Below are 17,509 nucleotides of genomic sequence, written 5' to 3'. Positions count from 1 at the left end.
CGCTCAGGAGGCGTCCCGGTCGATCGAGCCCCAGGCCCGCGCCGGCCGCTGAGGCGCGGGGGAGTGCGGGGCCGGGGCGGGCGCCCGCCGTGTGCGGTTCCGGTGCGCGCGGCCTCCGATCAGGCCCGCCACGCCGCCGATGACGGCCGGGAGCAGCAGGAAACCGGCCATCACCAGGAGGCCGACGCCCCCGTCGTCCCCGGCCCGCAGCGCGCGGACGCCGGACACGACGAGGATCGTGACGAGGGTGACGGGCGGCAGGGCCCACGGCCACCAGCTCGGCTCCCGGGTCCCCTTGAGCGCCGCGTGCCAGTAGCGGGCGCCCCACCACGCGACCGCGAACGCCGACACCGCCACCGCCGCGAAGGCGGCGAGCGACAGCGGGCTGTCGGCGGAGTTCACGGCCACGACGGTGAACACCACCCCGAGCAGGGCCAGAAACGGGGTGAGGATCCCGCCCATGACGAGGCGGTTGCGGCGGGACCCGGAGAGGGCGCTGTTCGAGATGTACATGCCACGACACCCTAGGTGACGTCGCGTCGGGTCAGGCGCCGGGCACCTTGTCCAGGAAGCCGCGGACGTCCTTGATCCGGCCGTCCTCGTCCAGGATCAGCACGTCGAAGCCGACCGCCAGCGGTTCGGCGCCATCGGGCCCGAGACCCCACTGGAACCGCAGCTGCCGGTGGTGCGCGTCCACGGCGCCGACCGGCGTGAACACACAGCCGGGGAACTGCTCGTGCACCCCGCCGATCAGCGCGTCCAGCGCGTCGTGCCCCGCGACCTCGGCCAGCGGGTCGGTGTACGTGGCGTCGGACGCCCAGTGCTCGGCGATGAGCTTCGTGCGCTGCTCGCCCCGCGCGTTCCAGGTGGCGAGGTAGGCGTCGACGGCGTGGTGGGTGGTCATGGTCCGAACCTCCGCTGGTCTGTGGTGTGTTGACGCCCACCACGGTGGCCGGGCGGCGGCGGAACCTCCATGACCTCACAGGTCATGGCGAGCGCGCCTCGCCGTCGTAGGCTGCCGTCATGACCACCGTCGTGGACCCCGTGGACACCCGCGCCGTCGGACCGCTGCTGCGCGGCTGGCGCGAGCGCCGCCGCTTCAGCCAGCAGGAGCTGTCGAACCGCTCCGCCGTCTCCACGCGGCACCTCAGCCGCGTCGAGACCGGCAGGGCGCATCCGACGCCGGAGATGATCCTGCACCTGGCGGACCACCTCGACGTTCCGCTGCGCGAGCGCAACCGGCTGCTCCTCGCGGGCGGTTACGCGCCGCAGTACCGTGACCGCGACCTGGCGGACGCCTCGCTCGCCGTCGTCATGGACGGGCTGCGCGAACTCCTCGACGCCCATATGCCGTACCCGGCGCTGCTGTTGGACACCTACTGGGACGTCGTCGACGCGAACGACGGCGTGGGCGCGCTCCTCGAAGGCTGCGCGCCGGAACTCCTGGAGCCGCCCATCAACGTCATCCGCCTGTGCGTGCACGAGCGCGGCCTCGCCCCGCGCATCCGGAACTTCACGGAGTGGGCCTCCCACCTGCACCACCAGCTGGTCCACCGCGCCGAACGCAGCCACGACCCGCGGCACTTCGCCCTCGCGGAGGAGACCGCCCGGCACCTCGCGTCCGTGCCCCGCACCGCCCCGACCGGCAGCCCCGTCCTCACCCTGGAACTCACCGTCCCCGGCGCGGACCCGCTGCGCTTCTTCAGCACGTCGGCCCAGCTCACCACGCCCACCGACGCCGCGCTCGAAGGCCTGCACCTGGAGACGTTCCTCCCGGCGGACGAGCCGACCCGCCGCCGCTTCCAAAACAACTCGTAGCCACCGGGCGCCACTTGGTAGGACTGGACGATGACCAAGGACACCCCGGCCGACGACCCCCTCGACCCGCTGGACCGCCTCCTGGCGGAGCGCGCCTGCGAGCGCCTGATCCTGGAGCTGGTCCGCCGCCTCGACCTGGGCGACCCGGCGACGGTCGCCGAGCTCTTCACGACCGACGGTGTCTGGGAGTGGCCCTACGACGACCGCAGGATCGCGGGCCGCGACGCCCTGCGCGCCTACTTCGGCGGCCGCCCCGCCGACCGCCTGTCCCGTCGGCTGTGCACGAACATCCTGGTCACCGTCGACTCACCGGACACCGCGCGGGCCACCACGTACTTCGCGACATACCGCGTCGACGGATACCCGGGCCACGGCTACGTCCCGCCACCGCCGCCCGCGAACATCGGCCACTACGAGGACACCTTCCGCAGGGTGGACGGGCAGTGGCTGATGGCGAGCCGGACGCTGGTCCTGCCGTTCGGCGGTCCGACGCGGAACCTGGGCGAACCGGGCCCGGCACGCTGACAGCCCTGTCCGGGCCGCCGGCCCGCTGAACCGCACGTCAGGCCGGTTGCCAGACCCGGGCCAGTGCCGCGTCCGTCAGGACCTCGTCGGGGCGGCCCTGCCCCGCGAGGAGGCCGTCGCGCAGCAGCAGGCACGCGTCGGCCGAGCGTGCGGTGTCCAGGTCGTGGGTGGCCTGGACGACGGTGACGCCCTCGGCCGCGAGGTCCGCCAGGAGTGATCCGATCCGGTCCCTGGCCTCCGGGTCGAGGCCCGTCGTCGGCTCGTCCAGGAGCAGCAGGTCGGACTCCTGGGCGAGCCCCTGCGCGATCAGCGTCCGCTGCCGCTGCCCACCCGACAGCTCGCCCAACTGACGCCCCGCGAGGGCGCCGACGCCGAGCCGGTCGAGCGCCTCGTCGACCGCCGCCCGGTCGCGCCGCGTCGGCCTGCGCCACACCCCGAGCCCGCCCCAGCGCCCCATCTCCACCGTCTGCCGCACGGTCAGCGGCAGTTCGTCCCCGACGGCGCCGCGCTGCGGCACGAACGCGGGCCGCAGCTCCCCGCCGTGCACCACCTCGCCGGATGTAGGACGGATCACACCGGCGAGCACACCGAGCAGCGTGGACTTCCCGCTGCCGTTCGGTCCGACGAGCGCCGTGCTGCCCAATGCCCGTACGTCGTAGGTGAGTTGGTCGAGCACCGGGCGGCCCGGATAACCCGCGCAGAGGCTGGTGAGTCGCACGCGGACGCCCGGAGCGGGGTGCCGCTGCGGTGGGACGGTCGGTTTGTTGAACATGGTTTTCATTGTACTGTCCTCCGCATGGAGTGGTTGACGGCCCCCTTCGAGGTGGCCTTTGTGCAGCGCGCCCTGTGGGGCGGCATCCTGGTGTCCGCGATCTGCGCGCTCGCCGGGACCTGGGTCGTGCTCAGGGGGATGGCCTTCCTCGGCGACGCGATGTCCCACGGCCTGCTGCCCGGCGTCGCGCTGGCCGCGCTGCTCGGCGGGAACCTGATGCTGGGCGCCGTCGCGAGCGCCGCCGTGATGACGGCGGGCGTGACCGCCCTCGGCCGGACCAGAAGGCTCTCGCGGGACACCGGCATCGGACTGCTCTTCGTCGGCATGCTGTCCCTCGGCGTGATCATCGTGTCGCGCTCGCAGTCCTTCGCGGTGGATCTGACCGGCCTCCTCTTCGGCGACGTCCTCGCCGTACGCGACCGGGACCTCGTGCTGCTCGGCGGTGCGCTCCTCGTGGCGCTCGTCGTGTCGGCGCTCGGCCACCGGGCCTTCCTCGCCCTGACCTTCGACGCCCGCAAGGCGCACACCCTGGGGCTGCGGCCGCGGCTCGCGCACGCCGTGCTGCTCGGGCTGCTCGGACTCGCGATCGTCGCCTCGTTCCACATCGTGGGCACGCTGCTCGTGCTCGGACTGCTGATCGCGCCGCCCGCCGCCGCGCTGCCCTGGGCCCGCGGAGTACGCGGGGTGATGGCAGGCGCGGCGCTGCTCGGGGCCGCGGCCACCTTCGGCGGGCTGCTGCTGTCCTGGCACCTGGGGACGGCCGCGGGGGCCACCGTGTCGGCGCTCGCCGTGAGCCTCTTCTTCCTCTCCCACCTCGCGTCGGGCGTGCGGCACCGGCGTGTGTCACGCGCCGCCGCCCCGGCCCCCGTACCCGAACTCGACCGAAGCACGTCGGAGGCAATGTCTTGACCGCCAGAACCAGCGCGGCGAAGTGGGCCCCGGTCCCGCTGGCCCTCACCGCCCTGCTCGCCACGGGGTGCGCCTCGGGCGAGTCCAACGACCCGAAGTCCACCGCGAGTTCGCCGTCCGCCGCCCCGCACGGCTACGTCCCCGGCGCGAAGGAGGGCGCCGAGCAGCAGTCCCGGCTCGTCCTCAACGACCCCGACAGCGGAGACACCCGCGTCCTCGACCTCATCACCGGCAAGGTGACCACGACCGACCGCGTCGCCGACGCCACGCGCCTCACCACCGACGGCCGCTTCGGCCACCTCCACACCCCCGACGGCACCCACCTGGTCGACGGCGGCTCCTGGACCGTGGACCACGGCGACCACGTGCACTACTACCGCGCCGCGATACGCGACGTCGGCGAACTGCCCGACAGTCGCGACGCGTCGATCCGCGGCGACGCCGCCGTGACCGCGGTGACCGGCGAGGACGGAAGGACCGTCCTGTACGACCGCGGCAAGCTGGAGAAGGGCGACATCGCCCGCACCCGGACCCTGCCCGGCACCCGCACAGGACCCGTCGTCCCGTACGCGGAGCACCTGGTGGGCCTCGCCGACGACGACGGCACCACGAAACTCACCGTCCTGGACCGCAAGGGCAAGCGCGTCATCGCACCCGACGCGACGTGCGACGACCCGAAGGGCGACGCCGTCACCCGGCGCGGCCTCGTGCTCGGCTGCGCCGACGGCGCCCTGCTCGTCCGCGAGGACAAGGGCACCTTCACCGCCGAACGGATCCCGTACGACGAGGACGTGACGGACGGCGAACGCGCCGTCGAGTTCCGGCAGCGCCCCGGCAGCGACACCCTCACCGCGCGGGCAGGCGACGACGCCGTATGGGTCCTCGACGTCGGCGAGCGCGACTGGAAGCGGATCGACACCGGGCCCGTCGTCGCGGCCAACACCGCGGGCGAAGGGGCACCGCTCCTCGTCCTGGAGACCGACGGCCGGCTGCACGGCTACGACATCGGCACCGGCAAGGAGACCGCCCGTACGAAGAAGCTGCTGACAGGGAAGCCGGACGCCCCGGTCGTCGAGGTCGACCGCAGCCGCGCCTATGTCAACGACCCCGACGGCAAGCGGGTGTTCGAGGTCGACTACAACGACGACCTGCGCATCGCCCGCACCTTCGACCTCGACATCGAACCCGCGCTCATGGCGGAGACCGGCCGATGAGCGCGGGCGAGGCCAAGAAGCGCGTACGGGTGGGCGCCGCGCGGCTGCGGAGCCTGCTGCTCGGACTGCTGGCCCTGGCCGCGTTCGCCACGGTGACCGGCTGCGCCACCGGCGGCGAGCGGCCCCGGATCGTCGTCACCACGAACATCCTCGGCGACGTCACCCGGCAGATCGCGGGCGACCAGGCCGAGGTCACCGTCCTCATGAAACCCGACGCCGACCCGCACTCCTTCGGCCTGTCCGCCCGGCAGGCCGCCGACCTGGAGCGCGCCGACCTCGTCGTGCACAACGGCCTCGGCCTGGAGGAGAACGTGCTGCGGCACGTCGACGCCGCCCGCGAGTCGGGCGTCGCCACCTTCGAGGTCGGCAGGGCCGTCGCCCCGCTCACCTTCCACACGGGCGACGGCGCGGGTGAGGGGCAGCCCGACCCGCACTTCTGGACCGACCCCGAGCGCATGCGCAAGGCGGCGGGACTCATCGCCGAGCAGATCACCGAGCACGTCGGCGGCGTCGACAAGAGCGCGGTACGGGCCCGCGCCGCGCGCTACGACGGACAACTCGCCGACCTCGCCGCGTGGATGCGGAAGTCCTTCGACAGTGTCCCGGAGGACCGCCGCTCCCTCGTCACCAACCACCACGTCTTCGGCTACCTCGCCGACCGCTATGACCTGCGCGTCATCGGCGCCGTCGTCCCCAGCGGCACCACCCTCGCCTCGCCCAGCTCCTCCGACCTGCGCTCCCTCACCGAAGCCATGGAACGGGCGGGCGTGAACACCGTGTTCGCCGACTCCTCGCAGCCCACCCGCCTGGCCGACGTGCTCCGCAAGGAGATGGGCGGCCGGGTCCAGGTAGTGCCGCTGTACTCGGAGTCCCTGACGGCGAAGGGCGAGGGAGCGGACACGTACCTGCGCATGATGCGCGCCAACACCACCGCGATGACCAAGGGCCTCACCGCCCGCTGACCCCACCAGCTCCCACCCGGAAGGATCACCCGTGAACACCACCACCCGCAGGAGAGCCCTCGGCGGAACCGCCTGCGCCCTGGCCTTCGCCACCGTGCTGACCGCCTGCGGCAACGAGGACGACACGAAGAAGAGCGCCGCCAAGGGGGCCCGCGCCACACCCGCGCAGGCGGTCGACGACCCGCTCGTCGCCGGATTCGACGGCGGCCTCTACATCCTCGACGGCACAACCCTGAAGCTGGGCGGCACGATCGACCTGCCCGGCTTCAACCGCCTCAACCCGGCCGGCGACAAGGACCACGTCGTCGTCTCCACCGACAGCGGCTTCCGTGTCCTGGACGCCACCGGAAAGCGCCTCACCGACATTACGTACAAGGGCTCCGAGCCGGGCCACGTCGTGCGGCACGCCGGGAAGACGGTGCTGTTCACCGACGGCACCGGCGAGGTCAACGTCTTCGACCCCGCCGACCTGGCAGGCGGCGAGAAGCCCGAGGGCCGCACGTACACCTCCGCGAAGGCCCACCACGGCGTGGCCATCGAGCTGAAGAACGGACAGCTCCTCAGCACGCTCGGCGACAAGGAGAAGCGCACCGGCGTCCTCGTCCTCGACAAGGACAACAAGGAGATCGCCCGCAACGAGAAGTGCCCCGGCGTGCACGGCGAGGCCGCCGCCCAGGGCGAGGCGATAGGCATCGGCTGCGAGGACGGCATCCTCGTCCACAAGGACGGCGAGTTCACGAAGATCGACGCTCCGGACGACTACGGCCGCATCGGGAACCAGGCCGGCAGCGAGAAGTCCCCTGTCCTCCTCGGCGACTACAAGACGGACGCCGAGGCCGAGTTGGAGCGGCCCACGCGGATCTCCCTCGTCGACACGGAGAAGAAGAAGCTCCGCCTCGTCGACCTCGGCACCAGCTACTCCTTCCGCTCCCTCGCGCGCGGCCCCGAGGGCGAGGCACTGGTCCTGGGCACCGACGGAAAGCTGCACGTCATCGACCCGGACACCGGCAAGGTCGAGAAGCGGATCGACGCGGTCGGCGAGTGGCGCGAGCCCCTCGACTGGCAGCAGCCCCGGCCGACCCTGTTCGTCCGCGACCACACCGCGTACGTCTCCGAGCCCGGCGAGAAGGCCCTGCACGCCATCGACCTCGACAGTGGCAAGAAGATCACGTCCGTGAAGCTGCCCAAGGGCACGAACGAGCTGTCGGGTGTGGTGGCCGGACACTAGGGCCTGTCCGCCCGGCCCCCAAAACGCGTACGCCCCCGCGATCCGTGGTCACGCGGGGGCGTACGTGCTGCTGGGCTCAGACCGAGCGGTGGTACTGGTCGGGGACGTGGCTCTCCGCGCCCAGCTCGCGCGCCGCGTGGCGGGCGAACGACGGGTCGCGCAGCAGCTCGCGGCCGAGCAGGACCGCGTCGGCCTCGCCGTTCGCGAGGATCTTCTCCGCCTGCTCGGCCTCGGTGATCAGGCCGACGGCGGCGGCCGGGACACCGGCCTCGTTGCGGACACGGGCCGCGAACGGCACCTGGTAGCCGGGGCCGACCGGGATGCGGACGCCCGCCGCGTTGCCGCCCGTCGACACGTCGATCAGGTCCACGCCGTGCTCCTTCAGCTCGGCGGCGAACCGGACGGTGTCGTCGGCGGTCCAGCCCTCCTCGCCCTCCAGCCAGTCCGTGGCGGAGATGCGGAACAGCAGCGGCAGCTCCTCGGGCCACACGGCGCGCACCGCGTCGACGACCTCCAGCGCGAAGCGCGTGCGGTTCTCGTACGAGCCGCCGTACGCGTCGGTGCGCTTGTTGGAGTGCGGGGAGAGGAACTCGCCGATCAGGTAGCCGTGGGCGCCGTGCAGCTCGATCACCTGGAAACCGGCGTCGAGGGAGCGCTTCGCGGCGGCCACGAACTGGTGGACGATCTCCTTGATGCCGTCGACCGTCAGCTCGGTCGGCGTGGGGTGCTGCTCGTCGAACGGCACGGCGCTCGGCGCGACGGGCTGCCAGCCGTGCGCCTCGGGGCCCACCGGCGCGCCGCCCTTCCAGGGCCGGTCGGTCGACGCCTTGCGGCCCGCGTGCCCGAGCTGGATGCCCGGCACGGTGTTCTGCGACTTCAGGAACGAGGTGATCCGCCGGAACGCCTCGACCTGCGTGTCGTTCCAGATGCCGAGGTCCTGCGGGGAGATCCGGCCCTCGGGGGAGACGGCCGTCGCCTCGACGATGATCAGGCCGGTGCCGCCGGCGGCGCGCGCCCCGTAGTGCTGGAAGTGCCAGTCGTTCGGCGCACCCGTGAGCGGGCCTTCGGGAGCCGCGCTGTACTGGCACATCGGCGGCATCCACACGCGGTTCGGGATGGTCAGGGACCGCAGGGTGTAGGGCTCGAACAGTGCGCTCACGGCGGACTCCATTCGGTGTGGATCGCGGAAATGGCCTCGAGGGGTGCGACGAGGACCTGCTTCGTACGATAGCCATCGTAGTACGGCAGATGTCAAACTACGAGAGGTCTCGTACAATGAGCCGTGACGCGCCGTACGCGTCGAGCCGCACGCACCGCGAAGGGGAGTCGTCCATGACGACCGCAGCACCGCACACCGGGACCGCCGTCGGCGGCCGCACGCTCGCGCACCCCGAGCGCGAGGAGATCCGGCTCGAGGCCGTGTTGCACGCGCTGTCCGACCCGATGCGGCTCGCCGTCGTCCGCGAGATGGCGACGTCGGAGGAGGCCGAGCTGTCCTGCTCCGCGTTCGACCTGCCCGTCACCAAGTCGACGACCACGCACCACTTCCGGGTGCTGCGCGAGGCCGGCGTGATCGTCCAGGTCTACCGGGGCACCGCCAAGCTCAACGGGCTGCGCAGGGACGACCTGGACGCGCTCTTCCCCGGCCTGCTCGACGCCGTGCTCGACGCCGCCGACCGGCAGGACGCGCGGCTCGGCGAGGGCTGACCCCGCCGGGCGCTACGCCTCGCGCGCGACGCTCAGCAGCCCGTCCCAGTCCGGGATCTTCACGGGCCCGCGCCCGAGACCCCGGCCGAGTTCGGCCTCGGCGCGCTCGATCGCCCGCCACCCGTCCCACAGCACGGGCCGCGCCCCGGCCTCGATCAGCCCGGCCAGCGGATCACGGGCCCGCCCGCCGCCGCGTACGAGCCCGGGGGCGTCGTCCAGGAGCGAGGTGACGGTCTCCTTCGCGCACGGGCGGTTGGTGCCGATCACGCCGGTCGGGCCCCGCTTGATCCATCCGGCGACGTACTCGCCGGGCGACACGCGCCCGTCCCGCAGCACTCTTCCGGCCTCGTGCGGCACGGTGCCGGTGGCCTCGTCGAACGGCAGGCCCTTCAGCGGCACCCCGCGATAGCCGACCGACCGCAGCACAAGACCGGCGTCGATGTCCTCGAAGGCGCCCGTGCCCACCACGCCGCCCCGCCCGTCGGGCCGCGTCCGCTCGAAGCGCACCCCGGCCACCCGCCCGTCGCCGCCCGCGAGGATCTCCACGGGGCGCAGGAAGAAGCGCAGATGGATCCGGCGGCCCGTGTTCCGCCCGGGGGCGGCGGCCCAGCCCCGCAGCACCTCCACATTGCGCCGCTGCGCCGCGGTAAGCCCGGACGGATCGACGTACGCGGGGTCGAGCGCCAGCTCCCGCTCGTCCAGGACGATCCCGGTGTCCGGGAGCCCGCCCAGCTCCCGCAGCTCCTTTGTGGTGAAACGGGCCTGCGAGGGGCCGCGCCTGCCCACCATGTGCACGTCCCTGACCTCGCTCGCCGCGAGGGTGCCGAGCGCGGCGTCCGGCATGTCGGTGGGCAGCAGCTCGGCGGCGCCGCGCGCCAGCATCCGCGTCACGTCGACCGCGACATTGCCCACCCCGACGGCCACCGCCGCGCGCACGCCGCGCACGAAACCGCCGTCGACCGCGTCCGGGTGCGCGCTGTACCAGGCCACGAAGTCCGTCGCCGACCAGCTGCCCGGCAGATCCTCGCCCGGCACCCCGAGCCGCCGGTCGGCCGCCGCGCCCACGCAGTACACCACCGCGTCGTACAGCTCCAGGAGTCGGGCGGGCGGCAGCGCGGGGCCGATCTCCACGCCCCCGACGAAGCGCACCCGCTCGTCCTCCAGGACCGAACGCAGACTGCCCTGGAGCGACTTGATCTTCTCGTGGTCCGGCGCCACCCCGTACCGCACGAGCCCGTACGGGCACGGCAGCCGGTCGAGCACGTCCACGCGCAGGTCCGGGACGCGGTCCTGCCGCACCAGGCCCTGCGCGGTGTAGACCCCGCTCGGGCCCGAGCCGACGACGGCGATGTGCGGCACTGGAGGCTCCCTCCGCCGTGGTGCTCCTGACCTCCAGCATGACACCGGGAGCCGCGGCGGGGGAGGGGTGCGGCCGTGGCTCAGGACATGTCGCGCATCCGGGCGATCTCCGTGGTCTGCTGCGCGATCACGTCGTCCGCCATCTCCTCGACCTGCACGTTGTTCCCGCCGCTCTTGACCTCGGTGGCCATCGTCACGGCGCCCTGGTGGTGCGTGATCATCAGCTTCAGGAACAGCTCGTCGAACGCCTTGCCGTGGGCGGCCTTCAGCTTCTTCAGCTGGGTCGGCGTCGCCATGCCGGGCATCGCGTCGTGCGCGTGGTGGCCGCCGGCCTCGGTGTCCTTGTCGTACTTCTGGAGCCAGGCGCGCATCGCCCCGATCTCCGGGCCCTGCGCCGCCGAGATCCGCTCGGCGAGCCGCTTGACCTGCTCCGAATCGGCCCGCTTCGGAGCCAATTCGGTCATCTCCAGGGCCTGTTCGTGGTGCGGAATCATCATCTGCGCGTACGTGACGTCCGCCGAGTTCGGGGTGTCGTCCGCGCCGCGCCGCTCCGCGTCCTTGGCCGACAGTGTCTCGGCCGCGTCGCCCGGCTTGCCGGGCGCGATCACCGAAGGGCCGTCGGACACACGGGAGTTGGCCTTGGCGGCGCCGTCCGAACCCCCTGAGTCGCACCCGGTCAATGCCAGCGCCGACACCGCCGCCAGCGCGGCGACAGCAACTTTCATGACGATTGCGTTGCCATCTATTGATCTGTGCATGAGGAAGACGATACTCGGGGAGATCCGTGAATCGTTCACGTACGAGCGAACTCACCGTCACCCAAGGAGACAACAGTGACCCTGTACTCCCCCCGAACACGGCGCAGACGCCTGGGAGTTGCCACGGCCGCGGCCGGACTCCTCGCGGCGCTGCTCGCCGCGGGACCCGTCTCGGCGACGCCCGACCCGGGCGACAGGTCGCAGGCGCCCAAGAGCGTCTCGAAGAGCACCGAGGCCGAGGTCGAGAAGTCCATATCCGCCGGTGAGATACCCGGCCAGGACGAGGTCGTCCACTCGGACAACGTCGAGCACGTCACCAACATCCCCAAGGACGCGCTGCCCGGCACGAACTCGGACCTCGCCTTCCAGGGCAAGTACGCGTTCGCCGGGAACTACGACGGCTTCCGCGTCTTCGACATCAGCAACCCGAAGGCGCCGAAGACGGTCGCCCAGGTGCTGTGTCCCGGCTCCCAGAACGACGTCTCCGTCTCCGGGAACCTGCTGTTCCTGTCCACGGACAGCTCCCGCAGCGACGACTCCTGCGCCTCCACCACCCAGCCGGCGACCGAGAAGTCGTCCTGGGAGGGCATGAAGGTCTTCGACATCAGCGACAAGAAGAACCCGAAGTACGTCGCCGCCGTCGAGACCGCCTGCGGCTCGCACACCCACAGCCTGGTGCCGGAGAAGAAGAACGTCTACATCTACGTCTCCTCCTACTCGCCCAGCGCGTCCTTCCCCGACTGCCAGCCGCCGCACGACGGCATCTCGGTCATCAAGGTGCCGCGCGACGCGCCGCAGAAGGCGGCCGTCGTGAACTTCCCGGTGCTCTTCCCCGGGGAGGGCGAGGACGGCGGCGGCAACCCCGGCGCGCCCACCAACCCGGGCGTCTCCAAGACCACCGGCTGCCACGACATCACCGTGCTGCCCTCCAAGGACCTCGCGGCGGGCGCCTGCATGGGCGACGGCATCCTGTTCTCCATCAAGGACCCGGAGAACCCGAAGGTCATCGACCAGGTCCAGGACAACGTCAACTTCGCGTTCTGGCACTCGGCGACCTTCAACCAGAAGGCGAACAAGGTCGTCTTCACCGACGAGCTGGGTGGCGGCGGCGCGGCCACCTGCAACGCCGAGATCGGCCCGAACCGCGGCGCCGACGGCATCTACGACATCACCGGCAAGGGCGACAAGCGCAAGCTCGTCTTCAAGAGCTACTTCAAGATCCCGCGCCACCAGGCCGACACCGAGAACTGCGTCGCCCACAACGGCTCGCTGATCCCGGTCAAGGGCAAGGACCTGATGGTGCAGGCCTGGTACCAGGGCGGCGTCTCCGTCTGGGACTTCACCGACTCCTCGAAGCCCAAGGAGATCGGCTACTTCGAGCGGGGCCCGCTCACCACGGACAAGATGACCACGGGCGGCTCCTGGTCCGCGTACTACTACAACGGTTACGTGTACTCGAACGACATCGCCAAGGGCTTCGACGTCCTGAAGATCAAGGACGCCAGGACCGACCCGGCGGCCAAGGTCCGCCTCGGCGAGCTCAACGTCCAGACGCAGCCGGACTACTTCGACTGAGCGGACGCATCGCCGTGAGCGGCGGGCGAGAGCGGCTCGAAGTAGCGTGAGAAATCCGCCGGTCTGCCGTGCGCGGGGCTCTCGTCGGACGACGCGTCATCCTCGTCGTCCGGCGGGAAGCCCCGCCGCCACTCCAGCTCGTAGCGGTGGAACAGTTCGGTGCGCAGCGTCGTGACCGGCATCGGCACCCCGGGCACCAGGATCGAGAACACGGCGCCCATCAACAGCGCCCGCAGCAGCGGGTAGTCCGTGTCGACGTCGAGCGTGCCGTGCCGCAGCACCGTGTCCCGCAGCAGCGCCGCGAGCCGCTGCTGCTCGGGGCACTGCACGAAGCCCTCGGCCTGCAGGATCCCCGCCATGTGCGTGCGCATCAGCACCGGATGGTCGCGGGCCAGACCCAGGATCGCGTCGATGGCGCGCGCAAGGCGTTCGTCGCCGTCCTCGGGCGCGGGCCGCGGCTCGCGCTCCAGCGCCTCCTCCAGCGTGCGGTGCATCAGCCGGTGCACGGCCGACTGCAACAACTGCCGCTTCCCGGGGAAGTAGTACGAGACGAGACCGCGCGCCGAACGGGCGCGGTCCGCGATGTCGCCGAGCGTCGTCGCGTCGTACCCGCGCTCCCCGACGAGCTCCAGCGTCGCCTGCAGGAGCCGCTCGCGGGAACGTCGGCGCAACTCCTCATTGACCGATGCGCTGCGGGGGGACATTCTTGACTCCTGCGTTGACTGGCTCGCAGCCAACTATACTCAGCGCTTCCCGGCCACCGGCCCCTCGGGGTGTGGTGCGCGCGGGGGAGGACCGGCCGTACTCGGGCGACGCGGGGGATCGTCCGAGTGCGGTCGTGTCGTGTGCGGGATGTGTGCGTGTGGGGTGCCGCCGTGTCAGGTGACGCGGCGTCGGGCGGGCGTCCCGTCAGAGCAGGTCGAGCACGGGGCGCAGCCCGTCGGGGCGGGCCTCGACGGGCAGATGGTCCACGAAGTGCACCGCGCAGCCCAGCTCCGCCGCACCGCCGTCCGCGATCCGGTCGTCGCCCACCATCAGCGTGTCGCCGGGCGCGGTGCCCAACTCCTCGCAGGCCGCCGCGAAGAGCCGCGGATCCGGCTTCGTGACGCCGTGCCGGTACGACAGGACGTACGTGTCGACGTACCGGTCGAGGCCGTGCGCTTCGAAGACGGGGCGCGGGTCCCAGCCGATGTTGCTGACCACGGCGACCCGGACGCCGCGCTCGCGCAGGGCGGCGAGCACCTCGCGGGCGTCCGGGTAGGGCCGCCAGGCGGCGGGCGTCATGTGCCGGTCGTACAGGGCGTCGTAGAGCCGCTCGTCCGGCAGCGGCACCTGGCGGGCGAGGCCGGTGTACGCGGCCCGGTGCCGCGAGGCGTCCACGTCGCGGACGGCGACCAGCTCGGCGAGGTGCTCCGGCACGTTCGACTGGTGCGTGCTGCCGCCCGGCAGCGCGCCCGCCGTGTCAAGGTCCTCGGCGGCGCGTACGAACGCCTCCTCGGGCATCGTCAGGCCCGCCTCGTCGAGCACGGCGCGCAGCCAGGACGCGGTGGACTCGATGCGGAACAGCGTCCCGGAGAAGTCGAACAGCACGGCTTTGATCGTCATGCGCCCGATCCTCCGGCGCCCCGAACACGCCGGTCAAGCGCGCGCGTTCGGCGCCACCCAGCGGTCGTACGCCGCCACGGCCGGCGTCACCGTCAGCGCACCGAGCAGCCAGCCGCCCAGCACGTCCGTCGGCCAGTGCACGCCCAGCCACAGCCGGGTCAGGCCGACGCCGAGCACCGACACCACGGCGAGCGCGAGCGCCGTCCGCCACAGCGCGCGCCCGGCCCCGTACCGCCGCAGCAGCCACAGGACGAGCCCGCACACCACGGCCGCCGTCATCGCGTGGCCCGAGGGGAACGCCGCGTAGTGCGCGGAGTCCACCGGGTCCCGCCACACCGGGCGCGGCCGGTCGACGGCCGCCTTCAGGCCCTGCTGCAGCAGCGTGCCCACCAGACAGGTGCCCGCCACCCAGCCCGCGAGCAGCCAGTCACGGAGCCGCCACACGAGGGCCAGCACGACCACCGCGCACAGCAGCCGCATCGTCCACGGGTCCCACACCCAGTCGGTCAGGACCCGGTTGACCCGGGTGATCCCGGGGTCGGCGACGGCCCGGCCGTGCAGGGAGCGGGCGATGTCGCGGTCGAGGCCCATCAGCGGGCTCCAGCGCACCGCCACCAGGACGAGCAGCAGAACGGACGGGACGGCCAGGGCCGTGCAGAGCGCGAGCGCGGGTCGGGGGCGGCGGGGCGGGGAGTCGAGCCGTGCCGGGTGCATGGAGAAGATCCTCGCGCATCGGGCACCGCCGGGGCCATCCCGGAACCGGCGGCGTGGCGCGCGGAAGTCCCCGAGCGGGTGTTAGCTTCCGGGCCATGAACGACAGCGTCTACGTGGGCAATGCGGGGCAGGACGCGGCGCTGGACCGGGGGTGGTTGCTCGGGCACTTCAAGGACGCCGGCGATCCCCGGCACAGCGCGGACGTGGAGATCAAGTGGGGCGTCCACCCGGCGGGCGACGAGCGGGCCCGGTAGGTGACCGGCAAGGAACGCACCGCCCTCCTCGTCCTCATCAGCGGCCGCTTCCGCGTGGAACTGCCGGGCCGCAGCGTGCTCCTGGCCCGGCAGGGCGACTACGTCGTGTGGGGCAAGGGCGTCGACCACTCCTGGTACGCCGAGGAGGAGTCCGTCGTACTGACGGTCCGCTGGCCCTCCGTGGCCGGCTACAAGGTGGCGCCCGACGAGGTCTAGCCGAGCGCGCGGAGCGCCGGGACGAAGGTGACCAGGAGCGGGACGAGCGGGACCAGGGCCGCGGCGGCGGTCAGGCGCAGCCGATGCCCCGGTGTCAGGCGGGACTGCGGCGCGAGCAGCCGGTGCACCCGCTGCGGCACGTGGGCCTGCAACGGCGTGCACGGGTCGAACACACCACGCTCCTCGTTGAGTTCCACGAGGGCCAGCGCGATGCTCATGCGGCCGAAGCGGCGCGAGGCGACGTCGTCCGCCGCGAGCTCCACCAGGCGGTGCATCTCGTTCCGGAACGAGGCGAAGACCGGGACCTGCGGGAAACCGGCGGCGAGCGCGCCCGAGCAGTGCAGCAGCCAGTCGTGCCGCCAGCGCGCGTGGCCCGTCTCGTGCGCGAGCACCGCGTCCAGCTGACGGCCCTTCAACCGCTGCAACGCGGCCGTGGTGAGCACCAGTTGCGGCGTCGGCCCCGGCAGCCACCAGGCGTCGGGGCGCCTGCCCTCCAGGATCACGAGGCGGTCGGGGCCCGGCTCCTCGCCCGGCAACAGCGGCGCCCGCTCCAGGAGTTCGGACCGGCGCGCGCGGCGCCTCGCCCGGGACGCGAGTACCTCGCGGACGAGCATCGCCACCGTCCACGCGCCGCCCAGGGCGAGCGTCACGGCGAGCGTCGCCGCCCAGCCTCCGGCGGCGCGCAGCGCGTACGCGTCCACCACCCCGTGCGGCGCCGCCGCGAAGAGTTGGCCGCGCACCTCGCTCCAGGCCGCCGCCGCGCTCAGCGTCATCGCGAGCACACAGCACAGCAGGACACCGGCGACCACGCACTGCCACGCCCACAGCGCGACGATCGGTTCCCGCTCCGTCCAGTCCGCGCGCGCCAGCAGTCGCGGCGCCACCAGAGCGGCCAGGGCGCCGAGCAGCAACAGTGCTACGGGGACCGTCATGGCCGTCACCCTATGAGGCCGGGGCTACCCACGGGTATGGGCTCGCGCGGCAAGTGACGCACGCCACGGTTTCGTTGATCGCCGCACGGGTGGGCCGATCGCCGCGCGGGTGGTTGGCTCCGGCCGTCGAGGGAACCCGTCGGGTGGCGCAGGAGGAGGGAGTGACGACCATGACCGACCCAGGAGACACCGACTTCTACCAGCGCTCGCCCGGCTCCCGGATGCCCGAGGACCGGCCGCGCGGCGGCGGACCGAGAAAGCGGGTCAAGCACCGCGGGACGCTGGCGACGATTCTGCTGATCATCGCCGTGGTGGTGGTGATCGCGGCGGGGATCGTGCTGTTCCCGTAGTGGGGCGCCGCGCCCGGCGCGCTACATCGTGAGCAGCATCGCCAGCATCCCGATCCCCATGGAGAGGCGGCAGGCGCGCGCGAGCTCCGGCCGGTCGCCCCAGCCCGGTGCGGCCACCGGCGCCCCGGCGGGGGCGGTCGCGGCCGGAACCAGACGCGCGCCCGACCACAGGACGTACACGGCGAAGTAGAGGAGCAGGGCGCCCGTGAGTACCGGGGCGCCCGCGCCGCCATGATGCGCGTGTGCCTCGGGGCGGACGGCCATGGCCACCGCCATGTATGCCATCGCGAACGTGCCGACGAGGTGGTGCAGGTGGTGGGCGCCGCCCCGGGCGGCCCACAGCGCGCGCAGCGCGGCGCCGCCGAACACCGCCGCGTACAGCAGCCACGCCCAGTGCGGGGGAGTGAGCACCGCGGCCGGCACGGCCATCAGCGCCATCCCGAATCCCATCAGGGCCTCGCCGCCCGCCGTGCGGCGCTGCTCCTCGACGGTGCTGCGCATCCGCAGCAGGCAGTACGCGCCGGTCGCCGCGCACAGCGCGACCAGCAGCCAGGCGGCCGAGAGCGGTCCGTGCACCGGGTCCCCCATGTCGTCGTCTCCTTACGTCCAGG

The 17,509-nt window shown here is 72.6% G+C and carries 20 protein-coding genes and 1 pseudogene; 10 read left to right on the top strand and 11 right to left on the bottom strand.

Annotated features, from left to right (window positions below; translation table 11 throughout):
• Positions 1-3 precede the first annotated feature (3 nt).
• Together ACTWJ8_RS06675 and ACTWJ8_RS06670 are read right to left on the bottom strand one after the other, a co-directional pair.
• Positions 4-513: a hypothetical protein gene (locus ACTWJ8_RS06675; protein ID WP_443263278.1), complete on the bottom strand. Its 510-nt coding sequence runs from the start codon at positions 511-513 to the stop codon at positions 4-6.
• 31 nt (positions 514-544) lie between these two features.
• Entirely contained in the window at positions 545-904 is a 360-nt protein-coding gene (locus ACTWJ8_RS06670; RefSeq protein WP_443263277.1) for a nuclear transport factor 2 family protein, read from the bottom strand.
• A 119-nt stretch (positions 905-1,023) separates the two neighbouring features.
• Here ACTWJ8_RS06670 and ACTWJ8_RS06665 point away from each other — a divergent pair, with 119 nt between their 5' ends.
• Positions 1,024-1,818 carry a helix-turn-helix domain-containing protein gene (locus tag ACTWJ8_RS06665; protein WP_443263276.1) on the top strand — a complete coding sequence of 265 codons (795 nt, stop codon included), beginning with the start codon at positions 1,024-1,026 and terminating at the stop codon, positions 1,816-1,818.
• A gap of 30 nt (positions 1,819-1,848) precedes the next feature.
• On the top strand, positions 1,849-2,343 hold the full coding sequence (locus ACTWJ8_RS06660; protein WP_443263275.1) for a nuclear transport factor 2 family protein: 495 nt from the start codon (positions 1,849-1,851) through the stop codon (positions 2,341-2,343).
• Positions 2,344-2,380: 37 nt separating this feature from the next.
• Here ACTWJ8_RS06660 and aztA read toward each other — a convergent pair whose 3' ends face one another.
• Positions 2,381-3,124, bottom strand: a complete 744-nt coding sequence (gene aztA, locus ACTWJ8_RS06655; RefSeq protein WP_443263274.1) for a zinc ABC transporter ATP-binding protein AztA — start codon at positions 3,122-3,124, stop codon at positions 2,381-2,383.
• 15 nt (positions 3,125-3,139) lie between these two features.
• On the opposite strand from aztA, the gene aztB reads away from it, so the two are divergent.
• The 4 genes from aztB to aztD are packed head-to-tail and all read left to right on the top strand — an operon-like array spanning position 3,140 to position 7,428.
• Positions 3,140-4,024 carry a zinc ABC transporter permease AztB gene (gene aztB / locus ACTWJ8_RS06650; RefSeq protein ID WP_443263273.1) on the top strand — a complete coding sequence of 295 codons (885 nt, stop codon included), beginning with the start codon at positions 3,140-3,142 and terminating at the stop codon, positions 4,022-4,024.
• The gene (locus ACTWJ8_RS06645) at positions 4,021-5,238 is read left to right on the top strand and encodes a hypothetical protein (protein ID WP_443263271.1); all 1,218 of its coding nucleotides are present in this window, start codon (positions 4,021-4,023) and stop codon (positions 5,236-5,238) included. The genes aztB and ACTWJ8_RS06645 overlap by 4 nt, the downstream gene beginning before the upstream one ends.
• A complete protein-coding gene (gene aztC / locus ACTWJ8_RS06640) occupies positions 5,235-6,200 on the top strand; it encodes a zinc ABC transporter substrate-binding protein AztC (protein WP_356383787.1) in 966 nt (321 codons plus the stop codon). Before ACTWJ8_RS06645 ends, aztC begins: the two co-directional genes overlap by 4 nt.
• Positions 6,201-6,231: 31 nt before the next feature.
• Complete coding sequence (gene aztD / locus ACTWJ8_RS06635; protein WP_443263270.1) at positions 6,232-7,428, top strand: zinc metallochaperone AztD; 1,197 nt, start codon at positions 6,232-6,234, stop codon at positions 7,426-7,428.
• Between the two features lie 76 nt (positions 7,429-7,504).
• Here the strand turns inward: aztD and ACTWJ8_RS06630 are convergent, their stop codons facing one another.
• Positions 7,505-8,587: an NADH:flavin oxidoreductase/NADH oxidase gene (locus tag ACTWJ8_RS06630; RefSeq protein ID WP_443263269.1), complete on the bottom strand. Its 1,083-nt coding sequence runs from the start codon at positions 8,585-8,587 to the stop codon at positions 7,505-7,507.
• A 173-nt stretch (positions 8,588-8,760) separates the two neighbouring features.
• Between ACTWJ8_RS06630 and ACTWJ8_RS06625 the strand changes: the two genes are divergently transcribed.
• A complete protein-coding gene (locus ACTWJ8_RS06625; protein WP_443263268.1) occupies positions 8,761-9,135 on the top strand; it encodes an ArsR/SmtB family transcription factor in 375 nt (124 codons plus the stop codon).
• Positions 9,136-9,147: 12 nt separating this feature from the next.
• On the opposite strand, the gene ACTWJ8_RS06620 is transcribed toward ACTWJ8_RS06625, so the two are convergent.
• Complete coding sequence (locus ACTWJ8_RS06620) at positions 9,148-10,494, bottom strand: NADP oxidoreductase (RefSeq protein WP_443263267.1); 1,347 nt, start codon at positions 10,492-10,494, stop codon at positions 9,148-9,150.
• 80 nt (positions 10,495-10,574) lie between these two features.
• Positions 10,575-11,219 (bottom strand): DUF305 domain-containing protein, encoded by a 645-nt coding sequence (locus ACTWJ8_RS06615; RefSeq protein ID WP_356383801.1) that lies wholly within the window; start codon positions 11,217-11,219, stop codon positions 10,575-10,577.
• A gap of 108 nt (positions 11,220-11,327) precedes the next feature.
• Here ACTWJ8_RS06615 and ACTWJ8_RS06610 point away from each other — a divergent pair, with 108 nt between their 5' ends.
• The gene (locus tag ACTWJ8_RS06610; RefSeq protein WP_443263266.1) at positions 11,328-12,827 is read left to right on the top strand and encodes an LVIVD repeat-containing protein; all 1,500 of its coding nucleotides are present in this window, start codon (positions 11,328-11,330) and stop codon (positions 12,825-12,827) included.
• Here the strand turns inward: ACTWJ8_RS06610 and ACTWJ8_RS06605 are convergent.
• The 3 genes from ACTWJ8_RS06605 to ACTWJ8_RS06595 all read right to left on the bottom strand — a co-directional run bounded on the left by ACTWJ8_RS06605 (position 12,815) and on the right by ACTWJ8_RS06595 (position 15,146).
• On the bottom strand, positions 12,815-13,531 hold the full coding sequence (locus ACTWJ8_RS06605) for a TetR/AcrR family transcriptional regulator (protein WP_356383804.1): 717 nt from the start codon (positions 13,529-13,531) through the stop codon (positions 12,815-12,817). The genes ACTWJ8_RS06610 and ACTWJ8_RS06605 overlap by 13 nt on opposite strands.
• Before the next feature lie 205 nt (positions 13,532-13,736).
• Positions 13,737-14,432 (bottom strand): HAD family hydrolase, encoded by a 696-nt coding sequence (locus tag ACTWJ8_RS06600; protein WP_443263265.1) that lies wholly within the window; start codon positions 14,430-14,432, stop codon positions 13,737-13,739.
• Positions 14,433-14,465: 33 nt separating this feature from the next.
• Positions 14,466-15,146, bottom strand: a complete 681-nt coding sequence (locus tag ACTWJ8_RS06595; RefSeq protein ID WP_443263264.1) for a phosphatase PAP2 family protein — start codon at positions 15,144-15,146, stop codon at positions 14,466-14,468.
• Between the two features lie 95 nt (positions 15,147-15,241).
• On the opposite strand from ACTWJ8_RS06595, the pseudogene ACTWJ8_RS06590 reads away from it, so the two are divergent.
• Positions 15,242-15,616, top strand: a pseudogene (locus tag ACTWJ8_RS06590) (signal peptidase I).
• Here the strand turns inward: ACTWJ8_RS06590 and ACTWJ8_RS06585 are convergent.
• Positions 15,613-16,548, bottom strand: coding sequence for a M56 family metallopeptidase (locus ACTWJ8_RS06585; RefSeq protein WP_356383816.1), 936 nt, complete (start codon positions 16,546-16,548; stop codon positions 15,613-15,615). The pseudogene ACTWJ8_RS06590 and the gene ACTWJ8_RS06585 sit on opposite strands and share 4 nt — an antisense overlap.
• A gap of 170 nt (positions 16,549-16,718) precedes the next feature.
• On the opposite strand from ACTWJ8_RS06585, the gene ACTWJ8_RS06580 reads away from it, so the two are divergent.
• Positions 16,719-16,898 (top strand): hypothetical protein, encoded by a 180-nt coding sequence (locus ACTWJ8_RS06580; RefSeq protein WP_356383819.1) that lies wholly within the window; start codon positions 16,719-16,721, stop codon positions 16,896-16,898.
• A 21-nt stretch (positions 16,899-16,919) separates the two neighbouring features.
• Here the strand turns inward: ACTWJ8_RS06580 and ACTWJ8_RS06575 are convergent, their stop codons facing one another.
• The gene (locus ACTWJ8_RS06575) at positions 16,920-17,474 is read right to left on the bottom strand and encodes a DUF5134 domain-containing protein (protein ID WP_356383895.1); all 555 of its coding nucleotides are present in this window, start codon (positions 17,472-17,474) and stop codon (positions 16,920-16,922) included.
• Between the last annotated feature and the right edge of the window lie 35 nt (positions 17,475-17,509).

This window comes from Streptomyces sp. SDT5-1, assembly GCF_052245995.1.
In the GTDB taxonomy this organism is placed as follows: domain Bacteria; phylum Actinomycetota; class Actinomycetes; order Streptomycetales; family Streptomycetaceae; genus Streptomyces.
The sequence above is the reverse complement of the archived record's forward strand: the minus strand, read 5'-3'. Positions and strand labels throughout refer to the sequence as shown.

What these genes read in the sequence shown, in the direction of transcription:
- ACTWJ8_RS06675 (WP_443263278.1), bottom strand. Translation starts at nt 513, where the DNA reads ATGTACATCTCGAACAGCGCCCTCTCCGGGTCCCGCCGCAACCGCCTC.
- ACTWJ8_RS06670 (WP_443263277.1), bottom strand. Translation starts at nt 904, where the DNA reads ATGACCACCCACCACGCCGTCGACGCCTACCTCGCCACCTGGAACGCG.
- ACTWJ8_RS06665 (WP_443263276.1), top strand. Translation starts at nt 1,024, where the DNA reads ATGACCACCGTCGTGGACCCCGTGGACACCCGCGCCGTCGGACCGCTG.
- ACTWJ8_RS06660 (WP_443263275.1), top strand. Translation starts at nt 1,849, where the DNA reads ATGACCAAGGACACCCCGGCCGACGACCCCCTCGACCCGCTGGACCGC.
- aztA (WP_443263274.1), bottom strand. Translation starts at nt 3,124, where the DNA reads ATGAAAACCATGTTCAACAAACCGACCGTCCCACCGCAGCGGCACCCC.
- aztB (WP_443263273.1), top strand. Translation starts at nt 3,140, where the DNA reads ATGGAGTGGTTGACGGCCCCCTTCGAGGTGGCCTTTGTGCAGCGCGCC.
- aztC (WP_356383787.1), top strand. Translation starts at nt 5,235, where the DNA reads ATGAGCGCGGGCGAGGCCAAGAAGCGCGTACGGGTGGGCGCCGCGCGG.
- ACTWJ8_RS06625 (WP_443263268.1), top strand. Translation starts at nt 8,761, where the DNA reads ATGACGACCGCAGCACCGCACACCGGGACCGCCGTCGGCGGCCGCACG.
- ACTWJ8_RS06615 (WP_356383801.1), bottom strand. Translation starts at nt 11,219, where the DNA reads ATGAAAGTTGCTGTCGCCGCGCTGGCGGCGGTGTCGGCGCTGGCATTG.
- ACTWJ8_RS06605 (WP_356383804.1), bottom strand. Translation starts at nt 13,531, where the DNA reads ATGTCCCCCCGCAGCGCATCGGTCAATGAGGAGTTGCGCCGACGTTCC.
- ACTWJ8_RS06600 (WP_443263265.1), bottom strand. Translation starts at nt 14,432, where the DNA reads ATGACGATCAAAGCCGTGCTGTTCGACTTCTCCGGGACGCTGTTCCGC.
- ACTWJ8_RS06595 (WP_443263264.1), bottom strand. Translation starts at nt 15,146, where the DNA reads ATGCACCCGGCACGGCTCGACTCCCCGCCCCGCCGCCCCCGACCCGCG.
- ACTWJ8_RS06585 (WP_356383816.1), bottom strand. Translation starts at nt 16,548, where the DNA reads ATGACGGTCCCCGTAGCACTGTTGCTGCTCGGCGCCCTGGCCGCTCTG.
- ACTWJ8_RS06580 (WP_356383819.1), top strand. Translation starts at nt 16,719, where the DNA reads ATGACCGACCCAGGAGACACCGACTTCTACCAGCGCTCGCCCGGCTCC.